The sequence below is a fragment of the Cellulophaga geojensis KL-A genome, assembly GCF_000568425.1.
Classification (GTDB): domain Bacteria; phylum Bacteroidota; class Bacteroidia; order Flavobacteriales; family Flavobacteriaceae; genus Cellulophaga; species Cellulophaga lytica.
Genome location: NZ_ARZX01000021.1, coordinates 1 through 17,052, shown reverse-complemented (window position 1 = coordinate 17,052; position 17,052 = coordinate 1). Strand labels below are relative to the sequence as shown.

The following is a 17,052-nucleotide window of genomic DNA, read 5'->3' as shown; positions in this document are numbered from 1 at the left end:
ATCAATTAAAAACGAACAGTTATGTTACAAAAAATGAAATCAGTAAAAATTGTGATGACTACATCTATTTTAACAGCAGTATTTTGCCTGTTAAGCTTAAGTATAAATGCGCAATCTAATAGCTTTACATTTTCTAAAAAAGAGGGTAATGAAAATTTTAAATTTTTAAAAATAGATATAAACTCTAAAACAACAGAAAATGATTTAGCTAGCTATATTGCTGACGCAAAAAAGGAAGGTGTAACTTTATCTTTTAGTGATGTTAAACGTAATGATGAGGGAGAAATAACAAGCATATCTGCTACATATAAAACTAAAGACAACGCAACAGAAACATACAAAAAAGAGAAAAAGTGGGGCATAGAGCCTTTCTATTTTTATTTTTCTGTGAAGGAAAAAGACAAAAGTGTTGCATCGGTTGGATTTAAGGCTAAAAATAACAATCAGCTTTCTAACATACTTTTTGTTGTAAACGGACAAGAAGTTCCTAAACCTTTTGATGTTGGTATGATGGATCCTGAAGATATAGAGGCTATAAGTGTTTTGAAAAATGAAAGTGCAACAGCTAAATACGGTTCTAGAGGTAGAGATGGTGTTATTGAAATAACTTTAAAGTAAAAAATGAAGAAAATATGTAATATAGTACAGAAATACACTTGTGTTTCTGTACTTTTTTTATGTCTTGGAAGTACATTTAATACCATTGCACAAGATAAAAAAATAGCCAAGCCAAAAATGATTTTTATTGTTGAAGGCAAAGAAGTAACAGAAGAATACCTTTTGGTTTTGCAAAAAGAAAATAAGATAAAAGCAATGCATAATGGTGTTTCTAAAAAAGAGAAAAAAGCCATTGTAAAACGTTTTAAAGAACGATTGGATAACAACTTTGTAATGAAAATAGAAACCTTTTCTGATGAAGAAATATTAGCCAATAAAAAGAAACAGCTAGTTAAGAGTAAGTCTAAACGTAAAGAAGTAAAAGTTGCAAAAAAAGAAGCGGTATCTGCTTCTAAAATTAAAGTTGGTGATACTATTGCTGCTTTTGCCCTAGAAGATATAAATGGAGATGTTTTAAAAAGGGAAGACTTAAAGGGCAAAGTAGTATTGTTAAATTTTTGGGCTACTTGGTGCGTACCTTGTTTACGAGAATTTTATGAAATACCAGAAGTTATTTTGGAACCAAATACTGGTAAAAACTTTGTGTTTATACCAGTATCTGTTGGAGAAAACCGCTCTACTGTAGTTAAAAAAATGACCGAGCTTAAGGATAGAGGAGTAGACTTTAATGTATATTTAGATCCTAAAAATGAGTTTTACAGTGGCTATAGAAAGCAAGGAATACCGCTAAACTATATAATAGATAAAAATGGAGTGGTTGTGTATATTTCTGTGGGATACAATGAAAAAAACCTTAATAAATTAGCTGCAAAAATTAAGCAATTAGTAAACTAATATTTTAATATAAAAAAGCTTCAAACTATTTGTAAACCCATTAGGTTGAAGCTTTTTTTGTCCTGTAAGTTATATTATTTAATGTAAACAGTCTTTTTGTTTACAAACTCTAACATACCTTCTTTAGACAATTCTCTGCCGTAACCAGAGGCTTTTGTGCCGCCAAAAGGCAATCTTGGGTCAGATTTTACCATTTCGTTTACAAAAAACGCACCATCTTCAATTTTGTCTATTGCTTGTCTGGCTGCATCTATATCCTCTGTAAATAACATAGCTCCTAATCCAAATCTGGAGTTGCTTGCAAGCTCCAAACTGTGTTCTTTATTATTTGCCTTTGTAATTGCAGCTACTGGTCCAAATGTTTCTTCCTTAAAAACAGGCATATCCTCTGTAACATTTGTGAGTATGGTTGGTGCATAATTAGCACCATTAAGCGTATTGCCTAAAATTACTTTTGCTCCTTTTTGTACCGACTCATCAACTTGTTTTTTTAATTCTTCAGCCAAATCTTTGCGAGCCATAGAAGCCATAAAAGTTTCATCCTCTTCAGGGTTTCCAACTTTTAAAGATTCAACTTCTTTTTTAAACCTATCTAAAAACTCATCATATATTCCCTCTTCAACAATAAAACGCTTAGCAGCAATACAGCTTTGTCCTGTGTTTTGAAACCTAGCTTTTACCATAGTTGGTATGTACGTATCTAAATCTGCATTATCCCACACAATACACGCGTTGTTACCACCCAATTCTAGTACAGATTTTTTTAGGTTTTTACCAGCAATACTAGCTATAGATTTACCAGCTTTTTCGCTGCCAGTTACACTAACAGCTTGCATAAAACTGCTTTCTAAAACAGATTCTGTTGCTTTATGGTCTGCAATTATTGTTTGAAAACAACCCTGTGGATACCCAGCATCTGTAAATAAATCTTGTATGGCTAATGCACAACCAGTTACATTTGCAGCGTGTTTTAAAACGCCAACATTACCAGCAGTTAGTGTAGGAACAGCAAATCTAAAAACTTGCCAAAAAGGGTAGTTCCATGGCATTACTGCTAGCACACCACCAATAGGATCATAACTAATAAAACTTTCTTGTGCTTCTGTGTCTATAATAGCGTCACTTAAAAAGTTATCTGCGTTTTTAGCATAAAAATCGCATAACCAAACGCATTTATCTATTTCCGCTCTACTTTGTGCTATGGGTTTTCCCATTTCTGCGGTCATCAAAGCAGACAAATCTTCGCGTTTTTTTTCTAATTGTTTGGCTAATTTTTTTAATAAAGAAGTACGTTCTTTAATGCTGGTTTTTTTCCAACTTTTAAACGTTTTCTCTCCTGTTAGTAAAACAGAGTCTATTTCTTGTTTTGTATGTAAATTGTATGTTTTTATATCTTTTCCGTTAAACGGATTTATAGTTGTTATTGTATTGCTCATAGTTGTGATAATTAAAAAATTAGTATTTCTTGTTCATCAAAATTAAGCAAGATAAAAGTTCTTCTTTGCTGCAAAGCATTAAATTATTGCTAGTATAAAGTTACTTCTTTTTCTTTTTTTCGTTACTCTTATCGGCTCCTTTTTCTGCATCTTTAAAGGCAACATTATCATCTACCTTACCTTTAAAAGCAGAGATCCAAGCATTTTTAAAAATGTTGGTTACTGTTGGTAGTATTTTAGTTTTTACATTGGTTAAATCTCCTTCTACAGGAACTTTAGTTGCCAATGTATTTTGTTTCTGGTTTTTTAATATAAACTTAAAAAAGCCCACAAAACCTTCCCATAGGGTTTCAAAAAATCCATCTTCCTTACTAATAAGTTTAGCGTCTTTTAAAATAGGTTTAAAATACCCAGTTAAAAAACCATCTGCAATAGCAATTTCACTATACAAATTAAAGTTACCTTCTTTAAAATCTATCCCGCTATAGTGATTTGTAAAATTGTTTAAGGCAGTTGCATTTGCATTTTCTAAAGCTAAGGAAACATCTATATTAGGAATCTGCTTTACCAAATCCATTTTACCGTCTAGTTTTAATTTACCGTTTCCTATAGATACTGCCGTGGCATTAATAGTAGAAGGTAGGTTGCGCTTTTTTTGCACAACATTTCTAAGGTTATTTGCTTGTAAATTTATGTCTCTTAAATGTAAATCTATACTAGGACTAGTATTAATTTCTACAAAAGCAGCTTTTCCGTTGGTAATAGTTAAGTGGTTAATATCTATAGGAACTATGTCTGTTAATGCTTTAGACCAATCTTCTATATCTGTACTGTCTGTAGTTTTATGATCTTCAAAAACATAAATTATACTGGGCTTAGTTAAATACAACTCACTTACAATTTCACCGTTTAAAAGAGCTCTCCATTGTATAGATATATCTGTTTTATCTACAGCAATAAAAGGAACTTGTGATTTGGCTTCTTTTTTGTTTAAATACAAACCATTAATTACGTATGCACCGCGAATTAAAGAAATGTCTATATCTTTTACGTGACCATAATACCCTGGTATTTCTGCTAAAACATTGTTTACATAATTTTTTACAAGCGTAGGTAAAAGTAGGCGTGCCACTATTACAATAGTTAGTATTGTTAGTGGTATTACATACCTTTTCTTATTATGTATTTTACGCTTACTCATTATGTTATTGGTTATTGTTGTTAGATTTAATTTTGATGTGCTTTTCTACATCTGATGGTGTTTTAATTACATAAAACTTATCTGCATTAATTAAAATAGCGTAGGCTAGTGTTTCTGGGCTATTTTGAAGCACTTTAATACAATCATCAGTAGTAATATCTACTTTGTCTTCACCGTAAATTTCTATAAAATTTGGATGGTCTTGATCTATTAAATCGCATATATTAATGTTTAGTTTATCTGCAATTTCTGCCCATTGTGTGCCAGTAATTTTTGTTTTAGAATTGTCTATGGTAAGTACTTCTTTTTCTGCAGATTTTACATAGCCAATAGTTTGTTTTCCTATGCTATTTTCTGAATTGTATATTAAAGTTACTTTATTATTATCTGTTGCAATTACTCCCATTTTGTTTGTTTTTGTGTGTTAAACTTTATTTTTTGTGGTGTTTTACTCCTTTTTTGTGCCTTTTCCGGTTAAAGCGTCTAGCAGTCCGTTATTAATATTAATCCATAAATAGTTGAAAAACGATTTTGTTGTATTGCGTTCTACTTCAATTTCTCCGTACCTAAAGTTGGTAGGGTTTTGCTTAGAGTCTTTTTTAATTAATAAGTTTCCTAGTTTTGTTAATAGCTTATTTACACCTAGTCTGTCTTTTTTTAATACCTTAAACTTAAAGTTGTTGTAGTTTATTTTTAAATCTCCTAGAGCAGTTTGTTTGTTGCCGCTAACGGTAAAGTACATGCGTTGCATATCACCTTCTGCTTTAACGCGTAGGTTGGTATTTAAAAAAGGATTTATGCTAGGGATATCTAAATTTTTAAAATTTCCCCAAGCCTTAAAAAAGTCTGTTTTTTTTAAGGTATTAAAACTCCAATTTAACTCTAAAGGTGTTTTACCCATTAGTAAAGAGTTTGTGTGTACAACCGTTTTAATGTTTTTATGATTTTGTAGATTAGAAATGGTTGCATTTAAGTTTGTAAAAGTTAATTTTTCTGGAGTTATGTTTTGTTCTAATTTTTCTTGATAGGCAATTTTTCCCTGATTAATTATTAACCTAGTAATTGCTAAATTAAAGGGTAAATCTCTTAGCATTTTACTATACATTGGCTTGTAGCTAAAATCATCGGCAATTAATTTGTCTCTATATACCTCTAGGTTTGGTTTATGAATAGTAAAGTTAGCTATGCCAATGAGTACTTTATTACCTGCAAAACTATAGTTGCAATTATTTATGTGTATGCTGGGTACTTTAAGCTTTACATAGTCACGTTCTGTTTTTATTTTTTGGGATAATTCTTTTTTAGTGTATTTGGTGTTTAGTAGAAGATTTTTAACGGTAAATGACTCGTTTTTAACATCTAATTCATCAACTAAAAGCTCTTCAAACTGGCCTAAATTAGCACGCAATTTTTGGGCAGATATGCTACTGTTTTTATACGTTATTGGTAATTTGTTTGAAGTGCTATTTGTGTTTATCGTTACACCTTTTAAGCTAATAAAAATACGTTTTGCGGCAGCAGTGGTATCAATTTTATTGGTCATAAAATTTACTGTGCCGTTTGTGGTTTTAAATTCTGCAATAGTAATAGGCTTGGCTAGTATTCCGTGTTTTTTAGTTTTGTTAGATTTTTCTGCCGTATTTAATTGGGTGTTGTGGGTTAATTTTGGGTTGTATATAGTAAGTTTATTTGCACCAAGCTTTTTGTGTATTAATAGGTTGGTGTAGCCAATGTTTTTAACCGCTATTTTTTGTGCCTTTAATAGTGTTTTTATCTTGCTACTATCTTTAGTTAACTCTTTAAAAACAATGTTATTTAAAGTAATGTTACCTAATAAAATATTAATATTTATGCTATTGTAACTTACTTTAATGTGGGGAGGCAAATTGTACTGTAAATGTTGTGTTATTGTATGCTTGGCATATAAATAAGTACCTAAAAGAGCAGTTAAGCACAATACAATTGTAGCTATGGTAATTTTTAATATGTTACTCTTTTTTTTTGTCATAGTTTGTGTAGTATTGGCGTAAATTTCACCAAGACTAATTTCCTAAGAAAATTAAAAAACGAGTATCGCAAGCAATTAAATCTTTAACTGATATAGAAAAAGAGTAAAAAAAAGCCCTTTAATTATATAAAGAGCTTTGTAGTGTTAACATATAATATGTGTTACATTTTTATGGTGAAACCATTTGCGTGTTCTATTGTGTAATACGTGTGGTCTGGATCGTCTCTGTTAAGTTTTAATATTCCTTTTACAGATATTAAATCGTCCATAAAAAAGTTAGGTCTTTTGTCAAAGTACAATTCTATAATAGTTTCTGGCCCTCCATTGCCACAAAAGAAGCATGATGCCATAGGATTGTTAGATAGCATAAAAGAATCTTTTTGTCCTTCTAACACTAAAAAATACCCTGTAATAGAAATTTCTTTTCCTTCTAAAGCTAGCATTTGTTTGCTGTAAGTAGGTTTTAAAAACTCACCTAATTCTGCACCGCCTTCTGGTGTGGTATAATTTACACCTTGTATCATATCTTCCCAATCTAATAATGCTTGCGCAGAAACTAATTGTGCAGAGAATATAAAAAGAAATATAAGGCTTAGCTTTTTTATCATAGTTGTAATTTTTATCAAAGATAGTAATCCAATAATTGTTCCAAATACAATTTTATTTTTCTGAAGATAAAATTTTAGAAACGTTTAGTTTAAAAACAGATAGTGATGCAAATACAGATGCTATTACTGTAATGCCTAAAGTTGCAGCTAATAATATAGCTTCCCACTTGGTAGGAGTTGCTAAATTAAATGTATAACCATAACTGCTTTGTGCGTAGTTAGATATTACCCAGAGGCCAACTCTACCAATTACCCAACCAATAACATAGCCAATAAAGCCTAAAAATAAGCCCTCTAAAAGAACCAGCCATAATAATTGTGCGCTTGTAGCACCGTAAGTACGCAATACAGCCAATTCTTGTCTGCGTTCTCTAATGGCTTTTAAAAGACTAATAAAAATGCTTAAGCCAGAAACCAATAAAATGGCAATAGCAATAAGCTGTATTGTTTGTACACCAACACCAAGTAACTTAACCAAACGGTTAATTTCTAAAGAGGGTAATGCAGCCTGCATATTGGTTTTGTCATTAATATACCTTGGCAGCTGCATCATTGCCATTGGGTTGCTAAATTGTATTAGTAGTGAGGTTACCTCTAAGTCTTCTTTATGATGGTGGTGCTCATCATCACTATGCTCATCAGCGTGGCTATGTACATCCCAAATACTTTCTAAATTTGTAATAATTAAATTGTCTACTACACTGCCACTTGGTTTTAAAATACCAACTACTTTAAATGGGTGTCCGTGGTGCTCTTCTAAATTTTGGTCTGCTAAACCGTGAGAACTTAAAAAGGTATCACCTAATTTTAGCTGTAATTTTTTTGCTGTTTCGCTACCCAAAACTACTTGCTGTGATTTACTAAACAACTCACCCGTTGCTAACTCTGCATTGTATAATTTTAAGTAACTAGTTTCTGTACCTAAAATACGTACACCTTTATAATTATCACCATAAGAAACAGGAACAGCAGCTTTTACAAGTCTACTTTTTTTGAGTTTTTCTGCTTCTATTAATTTTATATTTCCTGTAGGAGCATCTATATGTAATACAGATGAAAGTACCAATTGTAGTGGACTACCTTTGGCGCCAACAACTAGGTCTACAGGTTTTATATTTTTATCTAAATTACCTTTTACTTGTGCGCTTAGCTGAAGCATAAAGGTAACCAAGGCTACACTTAATACTAAAAGCAGTAAGCTTAATAAAGCATTAAGCGGTTTAGAAATTAAATTTTTAAAACTGAGCTTTACAAGATTCATAAATACAAATGGTTTTTGAACATTGTTTTTACTCTTTGGTCATGGGTAATTATAAGCAAATTTGCATTGCTATTACTAGCTTCTTCCTTTAGTAATGTAACAACCTTTTCACAGTTTTCATCATCTAAACTAGCAGTAGGTTCATCTGCAAAAATTATGTTTGGCTTATTTACTAATGCAAGAGCAATAGACAAACGTTGGCGTTGGCCTTCACTTAATGCAGTTACTTTTTTATGTAACAAGCTGCTTATTCCTAGTCTTTCTGCTAATTCTTTTACTCTAGCAGAATCCTTTTTTTTATCAGGAAAATACAGGCGTAATTCTAAATTTTCACCAACAGAAAGTGCATTTATAAAATAATCGTTCTGAAAAATAATTCCCATTTCTCTACCTCTAAAAGCATCTAGTTTTTTTCTAGATAAATTTTGGAGTTCTGTGTTAACCACAGTAATACTACCAGAGCTTGCAGGTAGTAAACCAGCTAATAAATGCAAAAGAGTAGTTTTGCCTACACCAGAAGAGCCTAATATTAGCAAATGCTCTCCTTTTGGCAAAGAAATATCTGGAAAACTAAAGCTGTTTTCTGATGAATATGAAAATTGTAGTTTACTTGTCTTTATCATAAGCTTAAACACAAATATAATAAGTACATACATACCGTTTTTGTATTTATGAATTTATTATGAAATCTGTATTGGTTATAAAAAATAGAAAAAGACCTCTTAATTAAAAGAAGCCTTTTTCTTCACCACAAACCAAACAAATAAACGTTGAATAATCACCTACTCAACAACAATAAGCTTGTTTGTATTTTGTGTATAAACCAACAAACTATTTTTGAGGAGAGTTTATATTTAATTTGTTATTAAACTCTAATGTTCTAATAGGGAACGGTATGTTAATGTCATTGGCATTAAATTTGGTTTTTATAGCTCTTATGGCTACACTTTTAGCATCTAACTTGTTTTTTGCGTTTTGTGCATCTACCCAAAATCTGCAAATAAAATTAATAGAGCTGTCTCCAAATTCTGTATAGTAAAATTCTATTTCAGAGTCATCATCATCTTTATATAACTCTCCAATTGCTTCTTTGGTTAATTTTTTCACCAATTCTAAATCAGACTCATACCCAACACCACATGATACAACTATTCTCATACGGGTGGTAAGTGAATAATTTTTAAAGGGGTTTTCAATAATGGTTTTGTTAGGTATAACCACCAAATTATTATCAAACTCTTTAAGTACTAAACTGTTTAAGTTAATATCTATAACCTCTCCAGAATAGCCATTTGTTTCTATCCAGTTTCCTATTTCTATTTTTTTTCTAAACGATAAAACCACACCAGATAAGAGGTTAGATAAAGTTCCTTGCAATGCCAAACCAATAACTAAACCAGATATACCAGCACCAGCCAATAATGTGTTTAAAGTTTTGCTTAGGTCCATTGCACCTAATGCTAAAAATAAACCAAGCAATACTACGGCAGTTGCGCTAATACGCCCAATAAGGTTAGAAATACTATCTTGTGGTATGCGTTTAGAAGCTAGTTTAACTACCCATTTGTTTACAAAACGTGCAGCATAATAAGATACTACCATTACAATAATGGCTACTATTATGTTAGGCAAGTTTTCTATTAATGCAGTTACCCAGCCTTCAATTTTATCATATATATCTATAAAAGAAGCTTGTATTTTGTCGTTCATGTGGTGTAATTTATAAGGTTAATAATTGTGGTTAAACAATTTACCTTATGAGGTAAGCTCTTTGGCTCTAATTTTTAATTGGTCTTCTGTGTTTTTGCGCCAAGCGTCTAACATCCAACTAGATTTTTCTAAATCTGCAATGTAAGACCCCATAATATCTATTGTACCTTCATCACCAGCTTCTTCTGCAGCTTCAATAGTAATTTTCATTTGTTTTAATATTTTTTGATGATCACTTAAAATTTCAGCAACCATTTCTTTATCAGTAATTAAAGGGGTAACTTCTTTTATAGAAGATATTTTTAAGTACTTGCTAAAATTACTCACTGGGTGGTACCTTAGTGTTAGGACTCTTTCTGCTATTTCGTCAACTTTTACTCTAGCATCTGTGTATAATTCTTCAAATTTCTCGTGTAAATCAAAAAAGTTCTGACCTAAAACATTCCAGTGAAAACTTCTTAATTTTTGATAATACACACTATAGTCTGCTAGTAGCATATTTAATTCACCTACTACAGGTACTAATTTGTTGTCGCTAATGTTTAAATAATTCATAAGGTTTGTGGGGTTTAGATTAATTGTTAAAGAATAGAATATCTACTCTTTATGCTTATTTGTTCTATACAAAACTACCCATAACAACCAAGCTAGCTTTGCTCTTTTAAATAGATTATTGACTCAAATGCAAATAGTGAAAAATTATACCTATTATATATATAACTGCATTTATTTACTTGTTTTTAAATGAGTTAAGAATTGCATTGATTGTGTTAAGAAGATCTCTAAACAAGCTTCATCTTTGTAGTGTAGAATTTAAGTATTCACAAAAAATAGTATTAACCTTTAAATTAAAAATATTATGTTGAGATGGACAATTACGTTTGTGGTTCTAGCTTTAATAGCTGGAGTTTTAGGATTTGGAGGTATTGCAGCAGGTGCTGCCAGTATCGCTAAAATTTTATTCTTTTTATTTCTGATACTTTTTGTAGTGTCATTAATTACTGGAAGAAAAAGAAACGTTTAGCACACCTAAACTCACACAAATAAACGAGAATATTAATTTTTAAAAAGCAACAACAATGAAAAAGATAGCATATTTTGCAGTATTTGCATTTGCACTAGGTACAGTATTAACTAGTTGTAGAGACACTAAAACTACAGGGGAAAAAATTGAAGACGGAGTAGAAGAAGTTGGAGACGGAATTGAAGAAGGAGTAGAGGAAGTTGGAGATGAGATAGATGATGCCGTAGATGATAACGAATAACTAAAATTAACATAATTTTAGTACAAAAAGACAACGTTAGTGTTGTCTTTTTTTGGTGGTAACACCGTATATTTAATAATTAAAACATAAAACAATGAAAAAGATATTAAGTTTATTTTCAATTTTAGCTCTTACTGTATGTAGTTTACAAGCGCAATCTATTGCAGACAACGCTATAGGATTACGTATTGGTGATAATGATGGTTTTGGTGGAGAAATATCTTACCAGCGCTATTTATCTGAAAATAATAGATTAGAATTTGATTTAGGATGGAGAGATTCTAATGATGTAGATGCTTTTAAACTAGTTGGTTTGTACCAATGGGTTATGCCTTTAGATGGTAATTTTAACTGGTTTGTTGGTGCTGGTGCAGGTATTGGATCTTTTGATGCTGGTGAAAATGATGGTACTTTTGCTTTGGTAGCTGGTGATATAGGTATTGAATATAATTTTGATTTTCCTTTAATTTTATCACTAGATATGAGACCAGAATTAGGATTTAATGATGACTATTCTGATGATTTAGATTTAGATATAGCATTAGGTATTAGATATCAGTTTTAACAAAAACTGATAATAACACACAAAAAGGGGAGGCAATTAAATTTTGCTTCCCCTTTTTTAGTTAGAATAAATGCTTTACTTTTTCTACTAATTTTAGTGGTAAATTATACGGCGGATACCTCAAAGGAGCCTCTAACCAATTGGCTCTTTTTATAATGGCTTTTTGGTGCGTAAAAGTATCAAAAGAAGTTTTACCATGATAGGCGCCAATACCACTAGAACCTACGCCACCAAACGGTAGTTTTTTATTGGTTATATGTATAACAGTGTCGTTAATTGCACCACCACCAAAACTGTATTTGGTTATTATTTTTTGTTGAAATTTTCTGTTTGTAGAAAATACATACGTAGCAAGGGGCTTACCATAGTTCATAATATGTTTTTCTATATCTTCTTCTGTAGTATATGCAATAATTGGTAAAATAGGACCAAAAATTTCACCTTGCATTAATTTGCTATCTAAACTAGGTTCGTTTACAAGTGTAGGGGCCATATAATTATCTTTGGCATTTGTTTGTCCACCAAAAATAATTTCTTGTCCCTCTAGTAAATCATTTAAGTTGCTAAAGTGGTTTTTACTTACTGTACGTGCATAATCACTAGAGTCTTCTATGTTTTTACCATAAGAGTCTTCTATGCTTTTTTGTAAAGCTATTATTAATTTATCTTTTACATCTTTATGTACTAAAATGTAGTCTGTAGCAATACAGGTTTGTCCGGCATTTAAAAATTTACCCCAAACTATACGTTTAGCAGCTAGTTTTATGTTGGCGGTAGTATCTACTATAGCTGGGTTTTTTCCGCCAAGCTCTAAAGTAATTGGTGTTAAATGTTTTGCAGCACTTTGGTAAAATATTTTTCCGACCTTGGTGCTCCCGGTAAAAAAAATATAATCCCATTTTTGATCTAATAAGCTTTTAGAGACTTCTACGCCACCTTCTACAACAGCAACATAGGCATCACTAAAAACAGCAGTTATAATTTCTACTATTATTTTTGATGTGTTTGGAGTAATTTCTGATGGTTTAATAACAGCAGTATTACCAGCTGCAATAGCACCAATTAAGGGTGCAATTGCTAATTGAAAAGGGTAGTTCCAAGGAGCAACAATAAGCACAGTGCCATAAGGCTCTTTATACAACCAATCTGACGAAGGAAAATTTAATAATGCACCAGAAACTTTTTCTGGTCTAGCCCACTTTTTAAGATGCTTAATAACGTAGTTAAGTTCTGCTAGTACAAATTGCGTTTCTGCAGCCATAGACTCAAACCGTGGCTTTTTAAAATCTGCATAAATAGCATCACAAATGTCTGCTTCCCTTTTGGTAATTTCTTGCTTAAGTTTTATTAAAGCTTGTTTACGGTAAGTTATATCTTTGGTTTGCTGCGACTTAAAAAACGTTTGTTGCTTTTGTAGTATCTCCATCATAGTATGCAAGATACCAAAAAAAGAGCTTTGTAATTTAACTAAACTAGTTGTTTAGAGTATTTGTAGTTTCTAAATCTTTGTCTTTAAAATTTTCATTAGCAAGCTCTAACACTTTTAGTAGCATTGGGTCTGATTTACTTTTGATTTTGGCATAAGCATTGGCATCAAAAAGTTGGTCTGCTAAAGTGGCTTTTAAGTATCTTTTTAAACTAGTTTCATACTTGTAAAAATCTAAAGAGATATTATTTTTTTTGGCATATGTAATAAACTCTACAAACAAGTTTTCATCAACCTTAAAATCTCTAATAAATTCATCACGGGTAAACATATCATATTTAGACCTGTCTTTGTCTAAATGTTCAAAAGTAAAGTATGATAAAAATCCATAACTATCTAAATCTATAATAGCCTCTTGCTCATTATCACCTATTGGCACAAACTCATCTGGTATAATGCCACCACCGCCATAAACAGTTTTACCTTTTGGAGTAGTGTATTTTAATGAATCTGCTACTTTAATACTATCTGCTTCACGCATTTCTCCATTAGCATAGCGCTTCATTAGCTCTTGGTAATAATCTACATTACCTTTTTTATAATCGCGTTGTATAGATCTTCCTGTTGGTGTATAATATCTAGATATTGTTAGGCGTACAGCAGAACCATCTCCCAAATCCATTTCTCTTTGCACTAGTCCTTTGCCAAAAGAACGTCTTCCTACAATTGTACCTACATCATTATCTTGCAATGCACCAGCAACAATTTCACTAGCAGAAGCAGAGCGCTCATTAATTAGTACATAAACAGGCTTGTCTTCAAAACTACCTTTGTCTGTAGCGTATGCATTTTCAATTTTACCTTTTTTGTTTTTAGTAAATAAAATAAGTTTACCATCTTTTAAAAACTCATCTGCCATTTGTTCTGCAATACCTAAGTAACCACCAGGGTTGTCTCTTAAATCTAAGGTAAGTTTTGTGGCTCCTTGTTTTTGCAACGCTTTTAAAGCTGTTTTAAATTCTTTATAGGTAGACTCTGCAAACCTATTTACTTTTATGTAACCAATGTCATTAGTTAGCATATAATAACTGTCTACACTTTTTAATGGTATGGTATTTCTTTTAACCGTTACTGTAAATGTGCGATTTTCTTTTTTACGGTAAACTTCTAAATCTATGGTAGAGCCTTTTTTGCCTTTTAATTGCTCTACAACACTACCACTAGGTAATTTTTTGCCAAACAATTCTTCTCCGTTAGCTCTTAAAATACGATCTCCACCTTCTATTCCTTTGTTATAACTAGGGCCATTTTCTACTGTTTTTATAACAGAAATAGTGTCTTGGTACATATAAAAATTGATGCCTATACCAACAAAGTCACCTTTCATACTTTCAGAGACTTCTGCCATTTCTTTTTTAGGAATATAAACAGAGTGTGGGTCTAATTTGCCTAAAATATTATTTACGGTAACATCTACAATACTATCTGTATTAACATCGTCTACATACTCATAATCTATGTAGTCTATAAGCCTGTTAAGTTTGTCTTTTTTAGAGTTTGTAGTAAAAAGACGCTCTGGTGAGTCGTTAAAATTTAACTTACCACCAAGTAAAATGCCTAGTGCTAAAGCTGCAGCAATTAAAACGGGCCAAATGTAATACATTTTATTTTTCATTGCAGCTTTTACAGGGGTAAATGGGTTAGTTTTATGCCAGCTTTTTCTAGAAATTTTAAACCAGAATCATCTTTATATGCATTTTGGTATACCACACGTACTATGCCAGACTGGTGTATTAGCTTGCTACATTCTTTACACGGAGACAACGTTATGTATAAAGTTGCCCCGGTACAAGATTGTGTAGAAGATGCTACTTTAGATATTGCATTAGCTTCTGCATGTAAAACATACCATTTTGTGTAGCCTTCTTCATCTTCACAAATATTTTCAAAACCAGTTGGGGTACCATTGTATCCGTCAGAAATTATCATTCTATCTTTTACAATTATGGCACCAACTTGCTTACGTTTACAGTATGATAATTTGCCCCATTCTTGAGCCATACGTAAGTAAGCTTCATCGTATTTTCTTTGTTTACTGTCTTTCATTTTTATTGTAATGGCCACAAGATACAGGCTTTAGCTAACGCACACAATCAATAAAGGATAATTTTAACACAATACCTTTTAGTAAGGAAACGTATCTAATAGCATTGGTATTGTAATAGCTAACACAATTACAGATGCAATTATAGCATATAACCATTGTTTTACTTTACATAAGTTTACAACTACAAAAGTTAATGCTAGCGCTAAAATTAGTATTAGTATCTGAGACATTTCTATACCAGTTGCAAACCCAAGTAGTGGTGTAAACTTATTATCTTCTTCTGCCATTAGCATTTTAAAATAATTAGAAAATCCAAAACCGTGCACTAATCCAAAAAATGCCGTAGCTATAACGTGTAATTTTACAGAGGCTAAGGTTTGCTTGTTTTTTGCAGCGTAGATATTAAATAATGCAGTAATAAATATAGTTACAGGAATTAAAAACTCTATTAAACTTACGTCTGGTGTTACATAACCGTAGCTAGATAAGCCTAAAGAAAAACAATGTGCAACTGTAAATACGGTAGCTAAAAGCAATACATTTTTCCAGTCTTTAAATGAAAAAGGAATAGCCAAAGCGGTTAAAAATAAAATATGATCATAAGCACTAAGGTCTAATACGTGCTCTAGCCCTAAACCAATATAAAATAAAAACTGTTCCATAAATTATGTATAAATAATAATTAAAATTTGTTAGCTAATACCGCGTTCCTTCTGTATAGTTTCATAGGCTTTTTGTACCTCTTTAAACTTTTCTTCTGCTCCTTTTTTTATTGCTTCGTTTTGGGTAACAACCTTATCAGGGTGGTATTTTTTAGCCATAGATCTATAGGCTTTTTTAACCTCGTCATCTGTAGCGCTTTTGTCAATCTCTAATATTTTATAGGCAGTATCTGCAGATGCTACAAACATTGCTTTTACGCTTTCATAATCTCTTTTGCCTAGTTTAAAGTAGGCTGCAATATCTCTAATAACTTCTACCTCTGCAGCGGTTACAGAACCATCGGCCTGTGCAATGCCAAATAAAAAATGTACTAACTGCAACCTAACTTCATAACGTACACGTTGATTTAGGTAATAGCAAATACGTTTTGCAGAAATTTCGTGTTTTTTGTTTACCTCATTAAAGGTTCTAAAAATAGCGTTAGCTTTTTCTTTTCCGTAGGTCTGTACAAAATATTGGCGTACGTAATCCAACTCGGTTTTACTTACTTTGCCATCTGCTTTAATAACTATAGAGCAGAGAGATATTAATTGCATTTCAAAATCTGCAGGAGACACACTTTGGCGAGTCATATCATTAAATACGGAACCTCTACTTTTATTGGCCTTGCTACCCACAAGATTGTCTAAAAGGCTACCAATAAAAAAACCAGCAATACCACCAGGAATTTTATAAAATACACTGCCTAGTATTGCAAATAACCATTTTAACATACTTTTTTCTAAAAATTTTTTCAAAGATAAACGTTAAGATTAAATGAAAAGTTAAGGTTTGTAGAAAAATGCGACAAATTGGTTACTTTTGTAGAACGCTTATTAACATAAAAAATAAAAATATATGTACCCAGCAGAATTAGTAAAACCAATGAGAGAGGATTTAACCTCTGTAGGTTTTGAAGAATTATTCACAGCAGAAGCTGTAGAAAAAGCAATAAATGCAGAAGGTACTACTTTGGTAGTGGTTAACTCTGTTTGTGGTTGTGCTGCTGCTAATGCAAGACCAGGCGCAAAAATGAGCTTATTAAACGATAAAAAACCAAGTAATACGGTTACCGTTTTTGCAGGTGTAGACACAGAAGCAGTTAATGCCGCAAGAGGACTAATGGTTCCTTTTCCTCCTTCTTCTCCAAGTATGGCATTATTTAAAAACGGAGAATTAGTGCATATGATAGAACGCCACCATATTGAAGGTAGACCAGCTGAAATGATTGCTGAAAACTTAAAAGAAGCATACAACGAATTCTGTTAATTAATAGAATTTATGACTAGTCCTAAATAATCGATACAGATT

The 17,052-nt window shown here is 31.8% G+C and carries 20 protein-coding genes; 6 read left to right on the top strand and 14 right to left on the bottom strand.

Going from position 1 to position 17,052, the window contains the following annotated elements; translation table 11 throughout:
* Nucleotides 1-33 precede the first annotated feature (33 nt).
* Both KLA_RS13985 and KLA_RS17660 read left to right on the top strand, forming a co-directional pair.
* Nucleotides 34-618 (top strand): TonB-dependent receptor plug domain-containing protein, encoded by a 585-nt coding sequence (locus tag KLA_RS13985; RefSeq protein WP_161633468.1) that lies wholly within the window; start codon nucleotides 34-36, stop codon nucleotides 616-618.
* 3 nt (nucleotides 619-621) lie between these two features.
* Nucleotides 622-1,452 (top strand): TlpA disulfide reductase family protein, encoded by an 831-nt coding sequence (locus KLA_RS17660; RefSeq protein ID WP_051456117.1) that lies wholly within the window; start codon nucleotides 622-624, stop codon nucleotides 1,450-1,452.
* A gap of 74 nt (nucleotides 1,453-1,526) precedes the next feature.
* Here KLA_RS17660 and KLA_RS13975 read toward each other — a convergent pair whose 3' ends face one another.
* The 9 genes from KLA_RS13975 to KLA_RS13935 form a co-directional block, all read right to left on the bottom strand.
* Nucleotides 1,527-2,888 (bottom strand): NAD-dependent succinate-semialdehyde dehydrogenase, encoded by a 1,362-nt coding sequence (locus tag KLA_RS13975; RefSeq protein ID WP_034646470.1) that lies wholly within the window; start codon nucleotides 2,886-2,888, stop codon nucleotides 1,527-1,529.
* Between the two features lie 100 nt (nucleotides 2,889-2,988).
* Complete coding sequence (locus tag KLA_RS13970; RefSeq protein WP_034646469.1) at nucleotides 2,989-4,089, bottom strand: DUF748 domain-containing protein; 1,101 nt, start codon at nucleotides 4,087-4,089, stop codon at nucleotides 2,989-2,991.
* A gap of 4 nt (nucleotides 4,090-4,093) precedes the next feature.
* The gene (locus KLA_RS13965; RefSeq protein WP_013621154.1) at nucleotides 4,094-4,495 is read right to left on the bottom strand and encodes a hypothetical protein; all 402 of its coding nucleotides are present in this window, start codon (nucleotides 4,493-4,495) and stop codon (nucleotides 4,094-4,096) included.
* A 42-nt stretch (nucleotides 4,496-4,537) separates the two neighbouring features.
* Nucleotides 4,538-6,097, bottom strand: a complete 1,560-nt coding sequence (locus KLA_RS13960; protein WP_034646468.1) for a DUF748 domain-containing protein — start codon at nucleotides 6,095-6,097, stop codon at nucleotides 4,538-4,540.
* 161 nt (nucleotides 6,098-6,258) lie between these two features.
* Nucleotides 6,259-6,705 (bottom strand): hypothetical protein, encoded by a 447-nt coding sequence (locus KLA_RS13955; RefSeq protein WP_013621156.1) that lies wholly within the window; start codon nucleotides 6,703-6,705, stop codon nucleotides 6,259-6,261.
* 52 nt (nucleotides 6,706-6,757) lie between these two features.
* The gene (locus KLA_RS13950) at nucleotides 6,758-7,966 is read right to left on the bottom strand and encodes an ABC transporter permease (RefSeq protein ID WP_034646466.1); all 1,209 of its coding nucleotides are present in this window, start codon (nucleotides 7,964-7,966) and stop codon (nucleotides 6,758-6,760) included.
* Nucleotides 7,963-8,589 carry an ABC transporter ATP-binding protein gene (locus KLA_RS13945; RefSeq protein WP_051456119.1) on the bottom strand — a complete coding sequence of 209 codons (627 nt, stop codon included), beginning with the start codon at nucleotides 8,587-8,589 and terminating at the stop codon, nucleotides 7,963-7,965. The genes KLA_RS13950 and KLA_RS13945 overlap by 4 nt, the downstream gene beginning before the upstream one ends.
* A 208-nt stretch (nucleotides 8,590-8,797) precedes the next feature.
* The gene (locus KLA_RS13940) at nucleotides 8,798-9,676 is read right to left on the bottom strand and encodes a mechanosensitive ion channel family protein (RefSeq protein WP_013621159.1); all 879 of its coding nucleotides are present in this window, start codon (nucleotides 9,674-9,676) and stop codon (nucleotides 8,798-8,800) included.
* Between the two features lie 45 nt (nucleotides 9,677-9,721).
* The gene (locus KLA_RS13935; protein WP_013621160.1) at nucleotides 9,722-10,231 is read right to left on the bottom strand and encodes a Dps family protein; all 510 of its coding nucleotides are present in this window, start codon (nucleotides 10,229-10,231) and stop codon (nucleotides 9,722-9,724) included.
* Nucleotides 10,232-10,535: 304 nt separating this feature from the next.
* Here KLA_RS13935 and KLA_RS17865 point away from each other — a divergent pair, with 304 nt between their 5' ends.
* The 3 genes from KLA_RS17865 (at nucleotide 10,536) to KLA_RS13920 (ending at nucleotide 11,506) form a co-directional block, all read left to right on the top strand.
* Nucleotides 10,536-10,700: a DUF1328 family protein gene (locus KLA_RS17865; protein ID WP_013621161.1), complete on the top strand. Its 165-nt coding sequence runs from the start codon at nucleotides 10,536-10,538 to the stop codon at nucleotides 10,698-10,700.
* A gap of 55 nt (nucleotides 10,701-10,755) precedes the next feature.
* Nucleotides 10,756-10,941, top strand: coding sequence for a hypothetical protein (locus KLA_RS13925; RefSeq protein WP_013621162.1), 186 nt, complete (start codon nucleotides 10,756-10,758; stop codon nucleotides 10,939-10,941).
* 94 nt (nucleotides 10,942-11,035) lie between these two features.
* The gene (locus KLA_RS13920; RefSeq protein ID WP_013621163.1) at nucleotides 11,036-11,506 is read left to right on the top strand and encodes a hypothetical protein; all 471 of its coding nucleotides are present in this window, start codon (nucleotides 11,036-11,038) and stop codon (nucleotides 11,504-11,506) included.
* Between the two features lie 61 nt (nucleotides 11,507-11,567).
* Here the strand turns inward: KLA_RS13920 and KLA_RS13915 are convergent, their stop codons facing one another.
* The 5 genes from KLA_RS13915 to KLA_RS13895 form a co-directional block, all read right to left on the bottom strand.
* Entirely contained in the window at nucleotides 11,568-12,935 is a 1,368-nt protein-coding gene (locus tag KLA_RS13915) for an aldehyde dehydrogenase (RefSeq protein ID WP_034646464.1), read from the bottom strand.
* 43 nt (nucleotides 12,936-12,978) lie between these two features.
* A complete protein-coding gene (locus KLA_RS13910; RefSeq protein WP_013621165.1) occupies nucleotides 12,979-14,607 on the bottom strand; it encodes a S41 family peptidase in 1,629 nt (542 codons plus the stop codon).
* Nucleotides 14,608-14,615: 8 nt separating this feature from the next.
* Entirely contained in the window at nucleotides 14,616-15,038 is a 423-nt protein-coding gene (locus KLA_RS13905; protein WP_034646463.1) for a deoxycytidylate deaminase, read from the bottom strand.
* Between the two features lie 78 nt (nucleotides 15,039-15,116).
* Nucleotides 15,117-15,701, bottom strand: coding sequence for a HupE/UreJ family protein (locus KLA_RS13900; RefSeq protein WP_013621167.1), 585 nt, complete (start codon nucleotides 15,699-15,701; stop codon nucleotides 15,117-15,119).
* A 30-nt stretch (nucleotides 15,702-15,731) separates the two neighbouring features.
* A complete protein-coding gene (locus tag KLA_RS13895; RefSeq protein ID WP_013621168.1) occupies nucleotides 15,732-16,475 on the bottom strand; it encodes a TerB family tellurite resistance protein in 744 nt (247 codons plus the stop codon).
* Between the two features lie 124 nt (nucleotides 16,476-16,599).
* On the opposite strand from KLA_RS13895, the gene KLA_RS13890 reads away from it, so the two are divergent.
* Nucleotides 16,600-17,010 (top strand): BrxA/BrxB family bacilliredoxin, encoded by a 411-nt coding sequence (locus KLA_RS13890; RefSeq protein WP_013621169.1) that lies wholly within the window; start codon nucleotides 16,600-16,602, stop codon nucleotides 17,008-17,010.
* The last annotated feature ends 42 nt before the right edge of the window (nucleotides 17,011-17,052 follow it).